We start from the raw sequence: 12,186 nt of genomic DNA on the forward strand, positions 1-12,186 counted from the left end.
ACAGGAGAATAAATATGATTCCTGGAGAAGTATTGACCTCGGATGCTGACATCGAACTGAATGCTGGACGAGAAACTTTAAAAATTTCCGTGAGTAATCTTGGTGATCGCCCGATTCAGGTCGGTTCACATTTTCATTTCTATGAAGCCAATGATGCCTTGCAATTTGACCGTGAAGCCAGCAAAGGTTTTCGTTTGAATATTGCCGCAGGAACAGCGGTGCGTTTTGAGCCAGGGCAACGTCGTGATGTCGAATTGGTGGCTTTGGCAGGTAAGCGCGAAGTCTATGGTTTTGCAGGGCGTATTATGGGGAAATTGGACAGATGATACAGATCCGATCTGCGACACCACAAGATGTTCGTGCCATTCAAGCTTTGATTCAGCCTTATTTCGCTGATTTTGTGGTAGATGAATCAGGTTTGGCACATTTTAGTGAGCAAGTGGTGATGGATTTTATTCATCATTCTGAAGTGCATTCTTTTGTTGCTGAGCAAGATCAGCAGATTTTAGGTGTGGTTGCCTATCGGGAGCCTGCACATCTGTTGCATTTTTTTGTAGATCAGCATCACCATGCACAAGGAATTGGTAAGCAGCTTTGGCAATATGCCGAGCAGCATGCTTTGCAGCAGCCGATTCAGGAATTTACCGTCAATTCGAGCTGTGCTGCGCAAGAGGTATATCGCCGTTTTGGCTTTGAAGCGGTACAAGATGTTAAAGAAGCACATGGGCTGCGCTTTATTGCTATGAAAAAGACTTATCCCACAACACCATAAGATTAGGATAAAAATGATGAAAATGTCACGCCGTGCCTATGCGGAAATGTTTGGTCCTACTGTGGGTGATCGCGTCCGTTTAGCTGATACCGAGTTGTTTATTGAAGTGGAACAAGACTTCACCACTTATGGCGAAGAAGTTAAATTTGGTGGTGGCAAAGTTATCCGTGACGGGATGGGGCAGTCTCAATTGCTGGCGGATGATGTCGCAGATACTGTAATTACCAATGCCTTGATTGTGGATTGGTGGGGTATTGTCAAAGCTGATGTCGGTCTGAAAAATGGGCGCATCTGGAAAATCGGCAAGGCAGGCAATCCTGATATTCAGCCGAATATTACCATTCCACTCGGTGCAGCTACAGAAGTGATTGCAGGTGAAGGGCAGATTTTGACGGCTGGCGGAGTCGATACGCATATTCACTGGATTTGCCCGCAACAAGTGGAAACTGCGCTGATGTCTGGCGTGACCACTATGGTGGGTGGTGGAACAGGACCTGCTGCAGGCACATCGGCAACCACTGTGACGCCAGGTCCTTGGCATATTGGCACCATGCTGCAAGCTATTGACGACTTACCGATGAATATTGGTCTGCTTGGTAAAGGGAATTTGAGCCTGCCTGACCCGATTCGTGAACAGATTAAAGCAGGCGTGATCGGGCTGAAACTACATGAAGACTGGGGATCAACGCCTGCAGCGATTGATAACTGTTTAAGCGTTGCCGATGAATACGATGTGCAAGTGGCAATCCATACGGATACCTTAAATGAAGGTGGTTTTCTGGAAGAAACCCTTGCCGCATTTAAAGGGCGTACCATTCACACCTACCATACTGAAGGTGCAGGTGGTGGGCATGCACCCGACATTTTAAAAGCCATCGGGCAAAGTAATGTCTTGCCATCGTCGACCAATCCAACTCGTCCCTATACCGTCAACACCATTGATGAACACTTGGATATGCTGATGGTCTGCCATCACCTAGACCCTGCAATTGCTGAAGATGTGGCATTTGCCGAGAGCCGTATTCGCCGTGAAACCATTGCTGCCGAAGATATCTTGCAGGATATGGGGGCGATTGCCATGATGTCTTCAGACTCACAAGCCATGGGACGTGTCGGTGAAGTGATTATTCGTACATGGCAAACCGCACATAAGATGAAAGTGCAGCGTGGTAGCTTAGAGGGTGACAATGCCCAACACGATAACAACCGTGTGAAGCGCTATATCGCAAAATATACGATTAACCCTGCGATTACCCATGGTCTAAGCCATGAAATTGGTTCAGTCGAAGAAGGTAAACTGGCAGATCTGGTGTTGTGGAAGCCTGCTTTTTTTGGGGTGAAGCCGTCGATGATCATTAAAGGCGGCATGATTGCAGCAGCGCCAATGGGAGATATTAATGCCTCAATTCCAACCCCGCAGCCTGTGCATTACCGTCTGATGTTTGGTGCGTTCCCGCGAGGGGTTCATCGTACCTGTTTGACCTTCTTGCCGCAGGTCGCGATTGATGCGGGTGTAGCTGAACAGTTAGAACTGAAAAAAATGATCAGCCCGTGTAAAAACACTCGCAATATCAGCAAGCAGGACATGAAACACAACAGTTATTGCCCTGTGATGGATGTCCATCCTGAAACTTATGAAGTGCGTGCCGATGGTGAGTTACTCACCTGTGAGCCTGCGGATGTATTGCCGATGGCACAGCGTTACTTCCTATTTTAAAAAGATTGAATAAAAACCTTTGCAATATTGTGCAAGAACAAAAGCCATGAAAGTGAGTATGATGATATGAAAATTTATACCCAACGTCTTGACAATATCGCAGCAGAACAGCCTTTTGAGGTGGTGGAACTCAGCTTTGATACCCGCCAGAAATCACGTTTTCGTGCCACATTGAACAATGGCACAGACATTGGTGCAGACTTGCCACGGACGGGCATTTTACGCAGCGGTTCATTTATTGCCACGCCAAATGGTGAAATTTTACGGGTGGATGCCAAAGCTGAACGCCTGATGTGTGTGACTGCACCTACCCAGTTCGATCTACTTAAAGCTGCTTATCATTTAGGTAACCGTCATGTGCCATTGATGTTGACGCCTACAGCATTGTATTTCGAACCTGACCATGTCTTGGCAGAAATGGTGCAAGGTTTGGGCTTGGCAGTGAATGAAGTTGAACATCCGTTTGAGCCTGAAAGTGGGGCATATGCACAGCATGGCCATGACCATCGTTTAAGCCCGATTAAGGCTTTGCATCATGTCCATCACTAATGCAGCGCAACTACTGAAATTATTGACCCTGTCTTCGACTGCGCTGCCAGTTGGAGCGTACTGTTATTCGCAAGGCGTAGAAAGTGCGATTCAGATTGGGCTGATTCAGGATGAAGCCAGTAGCAAAGCCTATTTTGAAGATGTCTTGGAAATGTTGCTGGTACGCTTTGAGCTGCCGATGTTACAGCGTTTGATGCAAAGCTATGCAGACACAGAACAGTTTGAGGTATGGGCAAATATCTACCGTGCCAGTCGAGAAACCAAGGAATTTTTGGCGGAGTCACAGCAACTGGCATTTTCATTAAATGCTTGGATTAAAGATGTGCTGCAAATTCCTGTCGAAGTAAAAAAACAGTTTGGTTTTGTGCCTGTGTATGCGCAGCTCTGTGGGCGTTTAGAACTTGAACTGGTGGATGTTTTGACAGCGTATACATTTACCGTGTTGGAGAATCAGGTTTTGGCCGCAGTGAAAACCGTGCCACTGGGGCAAATTGCAGGGCAGCGGATTTTATGGCATGTGCATGGCTTGATTCCCGATGCCATACAGCGTGCAATGCAATTACAAGATCATGACATGAGTAGCGCCTTGCCGAACTATGCCATGCTGAGTATGCAGCATGAAACCCAATATTCACGATTATTTAGATCATAAAACAGATTCTCTCGTTCAGTGCGAGAGTCATAAATTTAGAAGGAAACAACGATGTCAGAACGTAGCCCATTACGTGTCGGAATTGGTGGTCCAGTAGGATCAGGAAAAACCGCATTAACTTTAAATTTATGCCGTGCTTTACGTGACAAATACAACATGGCAGTTGTGACCAATGACATTTATACCAAAGAAGATTCCAACTTTTTAACCCGCAATGAAGCCATGAATCCTGAGCGGATTGTCGGGGTGGAAACAGGCGGTTGTCCACATACCGCGATTCGTGAAGACGCATCGATTAACCTTGCAGCAATTGATGACTTGTGTGAAAAATTTGATGGCTTGGAGTTAATCATCATTGAAAGTGGTGGTGATAACTTGGCAGCGACATTTAGCCCAGAATTGTCGGATTTGACCCTGTATGTCATTGATGTGGCAGGTGGTGAGAAAATTCCGCGTAAAGGTGGGCCAGGCATTACCAAGTCAGATTTGCTGATTATCAATAAAACCGACTTGGCGCCAATGGTGGGTGCAAATCTGGACGTGATGGATCAGGATGCCAAGCGTATGCGCGGCGATAAACCATTTTTATTTTCCAATATGAAAACCCAAGATGGTTTGGCAGAAATTATCAGCTTCATTGAAAAGCAAGGCTTGTTTAAATCATAAGGAGAAAGGCATGAAAATTTTAAAAACATTAAGCAGTGCTTTGATCCTGAGTGCTTTACCTGTGCTAGCGATGGCGCATCCAGGGCATGAATTTCCACAGCTTGGTTTTTTAAGTGGTTTTGTTCATCCATTTACTGGGCTAGATCACATGTCCATGGCGGCAGGTTTGGGTGTACTGCTGTGGAAAACCAAACGCCAATCGCAAATGTCAGGTGTGGTTGCACTGGTTGCTGCATTACTGATTGGTTTTGTTATTGGTGCGCAAAATCTATTGAGTGCTTCGGTTGCAGAATATGGCATTGTGGCATCACTGATGGTTTTGGCTGTGGCTTTATGGCGTAAGCAAAATATGCTCATGCCTGTTGCAACTTCGGCATTGGCAATTTTTCATGGCATGGCGCATGGAGCTGAACTCAGTTCACTGGGTCACTGGGCAGGGCTGATGCTGGGAATGATTACAGCAATGGCATTGCTTTATGCGATCGGTTTGGGTGTCGGTGCATTGCTTGAGCGCTATATCCCAGAGCAAGGCCGTAAAATGGTTGCAGGTGTAGTTGCTCTTGTGGGCTTGTTCGGCTTGGCTTGATTCAGTCGTTTTAGAGATTGATAGGAAGTTAAAGTAATTCATTTGCTTTAACTTCTTTTACCTAACCATTTATATCTTCACATTGCATCACACAGCACAGTAAATTCTTTTCAAAATTTGTGATAAACCGTGTTTTAAATTACATGACCCATCAAGGTTTTTAGCTGATCTTCCCCAACAATAGCGCAGTGCTGTTGTAGAGGGGATAAAACCTCATGAAGTATTTTTGGATTGGTTTGATGTGTCTGGTGACTTTGAATGGCTGTATGGTGCCACACTCGCATGCAGTATTGCCCAGACAGACCAATCTTGCATCAGAGCCGTTCAAGCCTAAACCTTTACATGTTGACAATGGTTTTCATGACGATGATGGGTGTGAACATGAACCACAACATACGCGCCGTGAAGCAGTCTATGCGGAAGATTTACGTCGTTATGATCCACCTGATCAGGAGGAAACCACTGAGCTGTTATGAAAGCTGTTTTTGGAATAAGCCAGCCTGAACCTGACCAGCTTTGGTTTGTTTCAGGAGTTGCCATGTTGCAGGTAGTTTTAGGCTGTTCAGCGTACGATCAGCTTCCACATAAATCAGCCCCTGATCTTTTAAATGAACATCGGCAAGTTCCGCTAATTCTTGCCACAAATCTAGGCTATACGGTGGATCAAGAAAAATTAGATCAAATTCTTGAGAGAGTTTAGGTAATACACTTTGAGCAGTATTGCTATAAAGTTGACAATTTTCAGCTTTAAGCAATTGGATGTTGTCTTTCAGAAATTTAGCTTGAGTACGATCAGCTTCAATCATTACCACTTGTGCTGCACCACGTGACAGGGCTTCAAACCCGAGTGCCCCTGAACCCGTGCAGACATCCAGAACGACTGCATTTTGAATATCCCACATTAACCAGTTAAATAGCGTTTCACGCACACGGTCAGGGGTAGGACGTAAACCATCAATCGGCGCAAAGCTCAATTGGCGTCGTTTCCATTGCCCACCAATAATACGTAACTGATTTTTCATGCTTTATTCCGTGATATCTACTGGCTGTGAAGCTGCTGCAGGTTTAGGTTTTTGCTCTTGCTGTGGTTTTTGTTTGTTCGGTAGAGCTTTGGGGTCAGCCTGCAAAATGCTCTGACCGCTTGGTAATTGGCTTGGCTGAATCCCTGCTGTCATTAGGCTACCTGTAACCTGGTGAGTGGTTGGGCGAATTGGATTGGATTTGCGTTGTAGCATCCAATAATCAAATACAGGGCGTGCCAATTGTGCTGCTGCACCCCCGTGCCGACCATTTTCCAAAATGACTGCAATCGCAATTTGTGGATTGTCAGCTGGTGCAAAGCCCACAAATAAACCATGGTCAAGCTGACGGTCAGTCAGTGAAGCTTCGTTATATTTTTTACCTTGTGCAATACTTTTAACCTGCGCTGTCCCTGTTTTACCTGCGATTTGATACGCATTGGTACGAATACCACGTCCTGTCCCCTCGTTAATTACATTGACCATGGCATCGCGCATTTTTCCCCAGTCCTCATCTGTGCCCTTAAATTGTACGCGACCATCAGGAGCATTACGCACGGGGAATGGTTTTGCACCACGAGTATTGCTGACCACGTGCGGGATAAGGTGGTAACCGTGATTGGAGACAATCGAGATTGCCATTGCTAACTGAATTGGTGTTGCGGTAAATGCACCTTGCCCGATACTCACCGAAATGGTTTCACCTTTGAGCCATTTGGCTTTTCGGGTACGTAGTTTCCACTCTGGGTTCGGGTATAAGCCAGTACTTTCATTGGGCAGGTCAACTCCTGTTTTTTCACCAAAACCAAACTGGCGCATCCATGAATTCATGCGCTCAATACCCATCTGGCTCGACAGGATATAAAAATAGGTGTCGCAAGATTCCTGAATGGCTTTATTCAGATCGACAATCCCATGTCCTGTTTTTTTCCAGTCACGGAATTTATGCGAGTCGCCTGGTAAATGGAAATAACCAGGGTCATTAATGGCAGTTGACCAGTCAATCACACCATAATTAATGCCGCCTAAACCTTCAACAGGCTTAATGGTTGAACCGGGTGGATAAACCCCTTGTAAAGAACGGTTATAAAGAGGCTGATCAAGGTTGTCACGCAAGGCAACATAATCTTTTGAACTGATCCCTGATACAAACAAATTGGGGTTGAAGCTCGGGCTAGACACCATTGCCAAAATTTCCCCAGTATGCGGATCAATCGCCACGATTGCACCACGACGACCTGCCAGTTGTTCAGACGCAACCATTTGCAGACCATAATCAATCGATAAATACAGATCATTCCCGCGAACAGGGTCTTTACGCCCTAAATGACGCAGGACGTTACCGTGCGCATCGGCTTCAACCGATTCATTGCCCGGAATACCATGCAGCAAATCTTCATAAGATTTTTCAATACCGATTTTACCGATCAGGTTGGTGCCTGCGTAGACATCTTTATTGATGTTTTTTAATTCTCGGTCGTTAATTCGTCCTACATAGCCAATCACATGCGCAAACAGTTCCCCATACGGATAGTAGCGCGTCATTTGTGTTTCAATGTTGACGCCAGGAAACAGGTATTTAACCTCACTGAATTTAGCAATTTCAGTCTCGTTCAGGTTCAGTTTAAGCGCGACCCGTTCAGTTTTTTTGGCAGTTTTAATACGGCTATTGAAACGCTCAATATCGTCCTGATTCAGATTTAAAATTGGGATCAGCCGTTTGACTGTACCGTCAATATCGTCAATATCGGCTTTACTGAGTGTTGCAGTAAAAACGGGGTAGTTGTCGGCAAGCAAAATGCCGTTACGATCATAAATATAACCGCGTGCAGGAGGGAGTGGCTGTAAGCGAATTCGGTTATTATCAGAAGCTGTTTGAAATTCTTGGTAATGAAAAATCTGCAAATAGATGTAGCGGGCAATCAATGTTCCGAAACATAAGAACACCATACCGATGGCGATAAAAATGCGACTACGAAAAAGGCGTTTTTCTTCTTGAACATTCTTTAAGGGAAGATGTTGCTTCATATTCGTGTCGTCAATGAGCCATGTGAGAATAAAGGCGGATTATTTTAACTCAACATGAGAATGAAAGTCGCAAGTATTTTACGCATTCTGTGTAAAACTTGTAGTTTGGCTGATTTGACAGCAATTTTTTTGCTCAATGTTGCTACAGAGAATCCTGAAAATCTGCTACAGTGCATTGCAGAACAACATTAAAAAATCATCCTTGTAAAGCAGTCAAATCTTGGTCTTACAAATTTGGTATATTTTAAGCAATTGTATTCGTTCAAAATAGCCTTTCTCTATTGAACACCTGAAGTTATAGCGTACGAGAGCATTCATGTTCGAATTTATTAGTCATTTGTGGCAAGTTTTTATGCATCGTCCAGATCACTGGGCGATAATAAGTATTATCCCGGTGACTGCATTTGTAACATGGGCACATGTGTGGATGGCACTAAAAATGGTGTTCTATCCAATCCAGTTTTGGGGCTTTCATGTTGGCAATCTGCCCATCGGTTGGCAGGGCATTGTGCCACGTAAAGCTGGACGTATTTCTGGAATTATTACTGATAATACCCTGACAAAAATTGGTTCTCTGAGCGAATTTCTTGAGGCGATGGATCCTGAAGAGATGGCCAAGGTCATTGGCGAACAGGTTAACCACGAACTGGAGAATCTGATTGACGAGATTATGCTGGAGCGTAATCCCGTGCTTTGGGAAAATATTCCGTATTCGATTCGTCGCCGTATTTATGATCAGGCGCATAAACAGTTGCCAGCGGTACTTGAGCATTTGGTCACGGAGCTGACCTACAAGGTTGAATCGCTGGTGGATATGCGAGAAATGGTGGTTCGCCAAATGGAAGCAGATCGCAAACTTATGGTGCGTATGTTTCTAAAAGTTGGGCAAAAAGAGATTAATTTTATCTGGCACATTAGTGCCTTGATTGGCTGTTTCTTTGGTCTATTTCAGATGATTGTCTGGTTTTTGGTACCTTGGCATTGGACAGTCCCTTTCTGGGCATCCATTTGGGGATTTTTAACCAACTGGATTGCCATCTGGATGGTCTTTAATCCAATGTACCCGCACTATGTCCGCTATCCTCAGTTTTTTAGACGTACCCATAACCACCAGTTTCCTTGGGTTGTGCCTGTGATTCCACGTATTGGCACATATAACATTCAGGGTGCTTTTATGAAGCGTCAAGAGGAAGTATCCGACGTTTTTGCTAAAGTGGTGACTGAAGAGTTAATTACTTTAAAGACCATCATGAGTGAAATGATGTATGGTCATCATAAGGAAAAAACCCGACGTATTGTGAAGCAGCATGTCAATCAGATCATGGATACGCCACTGGTACGTACCACGTTGCAATTGTCTTTAGGATTAAGAGAGTACGCGAAGTTAAAAACAGACTTGATTGACCGCTCAATTGAAATTACGATGGTACCTGTAAGCGACCCTGCATTTAATGCAAGTCGCGCACGCAAAATATTTCAAATGTTTCGAGACCGTATTCGTGAGTTAACTCCAAGCGAATTTCAAAATTTGCTACGTCCCGCGTTTCAAGAGGACGAGTGGATTTTGATTGTATTGGGGGGGGTAACTGGCTTTATTGCTGGTACAATACATTTGTTTGTTGCTTTTTTATAATACTTAGCACTTTCAGAAGGTTAAACTTTCTGGACGGGTTAAGACTGTTTTTATTTTAGATGAGGATTTATTAGATGCGCATTATATTACTCGGACCACCTGGCGCAGGTAAAGGTACTCAAGCTCAGCTGATCTGTAAGCGCTATGATATCCCACAAATTTCAACTGGCGATATGCTCCGTGCCGCAATTCGTGAAGGAACCGAATTAGGGTTGAAAGCGAAAAGTGTAATGGAATCTGGTGGTTTGGTTTCTGACGATTTAATTATCGGCTTAGTCAAAGAGCGTATTGCCCAACCTGATTGTGTCAATGGCTGTATCTTCGATGGTTTCCCTCGTACGATTCCTCAAGCAGAAGCGCTAGAGAAAGAAGGCATTAGCATTGATCATGTTATCGAGATTGATGTTCCAGACGAAGAAATCGTCAAACGTCTTTCTGGTCGCCGTCAGCACCCTGCATCTGGGCGTGTTTACCATGTCGTTTATAACCCACCAAAAGTGGAAGGCAAAGACGATGAAACAGGTGAAGAGCTTGTGCAACGTCCAGATGATCAAGAAGAAACTATTCGTAAACGTTTAGCTTCATATCATACTGAAACTGAACAATTGGTCGGTTTTTACCAAGGTCGTGCGGCTTCTGGTGACAACGCGCCAAGCTATGATAAATTAAATGGCTTACGTCCGATTGATAATGTTCAAACTGATTTGTTCGCGATTTTAGATCAAGCGAAATAATCGACTTTGACATATAAAGAGCCCTCATTCATAGTAGGGCTCTTTTTTATGCTGGAAAAGGCTCAATATGTTGAAATTGGCACTGATTTTACTCATTGTTTTGAGTTTGGCCGCTTTAATTTTTCTGATTTTTCAAAGCAAAAAACTGCTGAATGATACAGTGAAGCAGCATAAGCCAATGCCTAAATCTCAAGATAAACCTCAGCCAACCCAATCATCTGTTCGTTCTAAAAAGAAACGCTAATTGAAGCATAATAAATGTATGAGTTAACCAACATTGCTTTTTAAAAGTGATTGACGCAGTTTGGGCAGAAAATTCAGTGCTATTAAAATTAGTCTTCTGCTTTAGGCTGTTCAGGTTTTACTGCACCAAAATCAAAGCGGTCTCTCCAATTACACACATCTGAAACCACGCATTCAGCACATTTGGGTTTACGTGCAACACAGCAGTAACGTCCATGCAAAATCAGCCAGTGATGAGCATCTAACATAAATTCTTCTGGGATGACTTTAATCAAACGCTGTTCAACTTCAAGCACGTTTTTTCCGACAGCCAGACCTGTACGATTGCCTAAACGAAAAATATGTGTGTCTACTGCCATCGTTGGTTGTCCAAAGGCAGTATTCAGCACGACATTGGCAGTTTTGCGCCCAACCCCAGGTAAGGCTTCCAGATCTTTACGATTGTCAGGGACTTGACTGTTGTGCTGACCAATCAAAATTTCACAGGTTTTAATGACATTTTCGGCTTTTGAATTATATAGACCAATGGTTTTGATATAGCCTTTTAAACCCTCTAAACCGAGTGCCAAAATCTGTTCGGGTGTATTGGCAACAGGAAAGAGCTTATCAGTGGCTTTATTCACACTCACATCGGTGGCTTGTGCAGACAGCATAACCGCAATGAGCAGCTCAAATGATGAGGAAAAATTTAGCTCAGTTGATGGTTTAGGACGCTGTTCACGCAGGCGTTCAAAAAATGTATATACCTGTTTTTTAGTCATGTTTTTGCTAGACATTAAGCATCACCTTGTAATGCATCTAACTGGGCATTGAGCTGCTGTAGCTGTTCGCGTTTCGCAGGATTGTCCCGAACGCTGAGCTGTTTTTCCAGTTTTTTAATTTGTGTGCGTAGTTTCGCCAGTTCAATTGTGGTTTTTACATCGGCAACCAAATCTTGTTCGGCAGATTTTTCAGCGCGTTGAATGGTCGGAACGCTATTTAAATAACTTGAGAACTGCACAAATAATTCGCTATCGATCGCGGCACGGACAATAGGGCCTTTACGTTGAATGCGACGTTGTTCTTCACGTTGAATATGTGCGTAATAACGATAACGCAAATCATCTTGCTGCTCGATTTGCTGTGTCGCTGTAGGTAATGGTTCGGTATCTTCCACCAAGTCAATACAGTCGACAGGGCATGGTGGAATACAGAGTTCACAACCTGTACACAGATCACTCAAAATACTGTGCATCAGTTTGCCACTACCAATAATTGCATCCACAGGGCAGGCATTAATACATTTGGTACAACCAATACATTCATCTTCGCGAATAATCGCTTTCATGCGCTGTGGTCGACCATCGGCTTGGATGTCCCAGACACTTTCTTCGGCTTTCAGCAAAGGGCGCTTTAGAAGCTGTGCAATAGCATCGGCAACAGGCTGACCGCCAGGTACACATTTGTTGGCGTCTTCACCTTCACTAATCGCTTTGGCATAAGGCAAACATCCATCACGATGTCCACATAAACCGCACTGGGTTTGTGGCAATAAGGCATCTATTTGCTGGATGAGAGGGAACGGCAAACTCATTTGGCTACGGCTAT

Annotated in this window: 15 protein-coding genes; 11 read left to right on the top strand and 4 right to left on the bottom strand. The window is 44.2% G+C overall.

The genetic code is table 11. The features are described from left to right. Positions 1-14 precede the first annotated feature (14 nt). The 8 genes from ACX1N5_RS06340 (at position 15) to ACX1N5_RS06375 (ending at position 5,418) form a co-directional block, all read left to right on the top strand. Positions 15-326 carry an urease subunit beta gene (locus ACX1N5_RS06340; RefSeq protein ID WP_458800926.1) on the top strand — a complete coding sequence of 104 codons (312 nt, stop codon included), beginning with the start codon at positions 15-17 and terminating at the stop codon, positions 324-326. After that, positions 323-772: a GNAT family N-acetyltransferase gene (locus ACX1N5_RS06345; protein ID WP_131380203.1), complete on the top strand. Its 450-nt coding sequence runs from the start codon at positions 323-325 to the stop codon at positions 770-772. The genes ACX1N5_RS06340 and ACX1N5_RS06345 overlap by 4 nt, the downstream gene beginning before the upstream one ends. Positions 773-788: 16 nt before the next feature. Further along, positions 789-2,489 carry an urease subunit alpha gene (gene ureC / locus ACX1N5_RS06350; protein WP_458800929.1) on the top strand — a complete coding sequence of 567 codons (1,701 nt, stop codon included), beginning with the start codon at positions 789-791 and terminating at the stop codon, positions 2,487-2,489. A 66-nt stretch (positions 2,490-2,555) separates the two neighbouring features. After that, entirely contained in the window at positions 2,556-3,038 is a 483-nt protein-coding gene (gene ureE, locus ACX1N5_RS06355) for an urease accessory protein UreE (protein WP_458800931.1), read from the top strand. Further along, complete coding sequence (locus ACX1N5_RS06360) at positions 3,025-3,690, top strand: urease accessory protein UreF (RefSeq protein ID WP_458800933.1); 666 nt, start codon at positions 3,025-3,027, stop codon at positions 3,688-3,690. Before ureE ends, ACX1N5_RS06360 begins: the two co-directional genes overlap by 14 nt. A gap of 51 nt (positions 3,691-3,741) precedes the next feature. Beyond that, positions 3,742-4,356 (top strand): urease accessory protein UreG, encoded by a 615-nt coding sequence (gene ureG / locus ACX1N5_RS06365; RefSeq protein ID WP_045792758.1) that lies wholly within the window; start codon positions 3,742-3,744, stop codon positions 4,354-4,356. A 10-nt stretch (positions 4,357-4,366) separates the two neighbouring features. Continuing rightward, positions 4,367-4,942 carry a HupE/UreJ family protein gene (locus ACX1N5_RS06370; RefSeq protein WP_458800935.1) on the top strand — a complete coding sequence of 192 codons (576 nt, stop codon included), beginning with the start codon at positions 4,367-4,369 and terminating at the stop codon, positions 4,940-4,942. A 215-nt stretch (positions 4,943-5,157) separates the two neighbouring features. Beyond that, positions 5,158-5,418, top strand: coding sequence for a hypothetical protein (locus ACX1N5_RS06375; RefSeq protein WP_458800937.1), 261 nt, complete (start codon positions 5,158-5,160; stop codon positions 5,416-5,418). On the opposite strand, the gene rsmD is transcribed toward ACX1N5_RS06375, so the two are convergent. Both rsmD and mrdA read right to left on the bottom strand, forming a co-directional pair. Further along, the gene (rsmD, locus tag ACX1N5_RS06380) at positions 5,413-5,964 is read right to left on the bottom strand and encodes a 16S rRNA (guanine(966)-N(2))-methyltransferase RsmD (RefSeq protein WP_458800939.1); all 552 of its coding nucleotides are present in this window, start codon (positions 5,962-5,964) and stop codon (positions 5,413-5,415) included. The genes ACX1N5_RS06375 and rsmD overlap by 6 nt on opposite strands. Positions 5,965-5,967: 3 nt before the next feature. Then, positions 5,968-7,989, bottom strand: coding sequence for a penicillin-binding protein 2 (gene mrdA / locus ACX1N5_RS06385; RefSeq protein WP_458800941.1), 2,022 nt, complete (start codon positions 7,987-7,989; stop codon positions 5,968-5,970). 316 nt (positions 7,990-8,305) lie between these two features. On the opposite strand from mrdA, the gene ACX1N5_RS06390 reads away from it, so the two are divergent. From ACX1N5_RS06390 to ACX1N5_RS06400, 3 genes are all read left to right on the top strand, one after another. Next, entirely contained in the window at positions 8,306-9,622 is a 1,317-nt protein-coding gene (locus ACX1N5_RS06390; RefSeq protein WP_004751190.1) for a hypothetical protein, read from the top strand. 74 nt (positions 9,623-9,696) lie between these two features. Next, positions 9,697-10,356: an adenylate kinase gene (gene adk, locus ACX1N5_RS06395; RefSeq protein ID WP_004751192.1), complete on the top strand. Its 660-nt coding sequence runs from the start codon at positions 9,697-9,699 to the stop codon at positions 10,354-10,356. Positions 10,357-10,423: 67 nt separating this feature from the next. After that, positions 10,424-10,600 (top strand): hypothetical protein, encoded by a 177-nt coding sequence (locus tag ACX1N5_RS06400; RefSeq protein ID WP_458800943.1) that lies wholly within the window; start codon positions 10,424-10,426, stop codon positions 10,598-10,600. An 88-nt stretch (positions 10,601-10,688) separates the two neighbouring features. Here ACX1N5_RS06400 and nth read toward each other — a convergent pair whose 3' ends face one another. Continuing rightward, a complete protein-coding gene (gene nth / locus ACX1N5_RS06405; protein WP_458800945.1) occupies positions 10,689-11,375 on the bottom strand; it encodes an endonuclease III in 687 nt (228 codons plus the stop codon). Next, positions 11,375-12,172 (bottom strand): RnfABCDGE type electron transport complex subunit B, encoded by a 798-nt coding sequence (locus ACX1N5_RS06410; RefSeq protein WP_458800947.1) that lies wholly within the window; start codon positions 12,170-12,172, stop codon positions 11,375-11,377. Before ACX1N5_RS06410 ends, nth begins: the two co-directional genes overlap by 1 nt. Positions 12,173-12,186 lie beyond the last annotated feature (14 nt).

The organism is Acinetobacter sp. ANC 4636 (assembly GCF_054454555.1).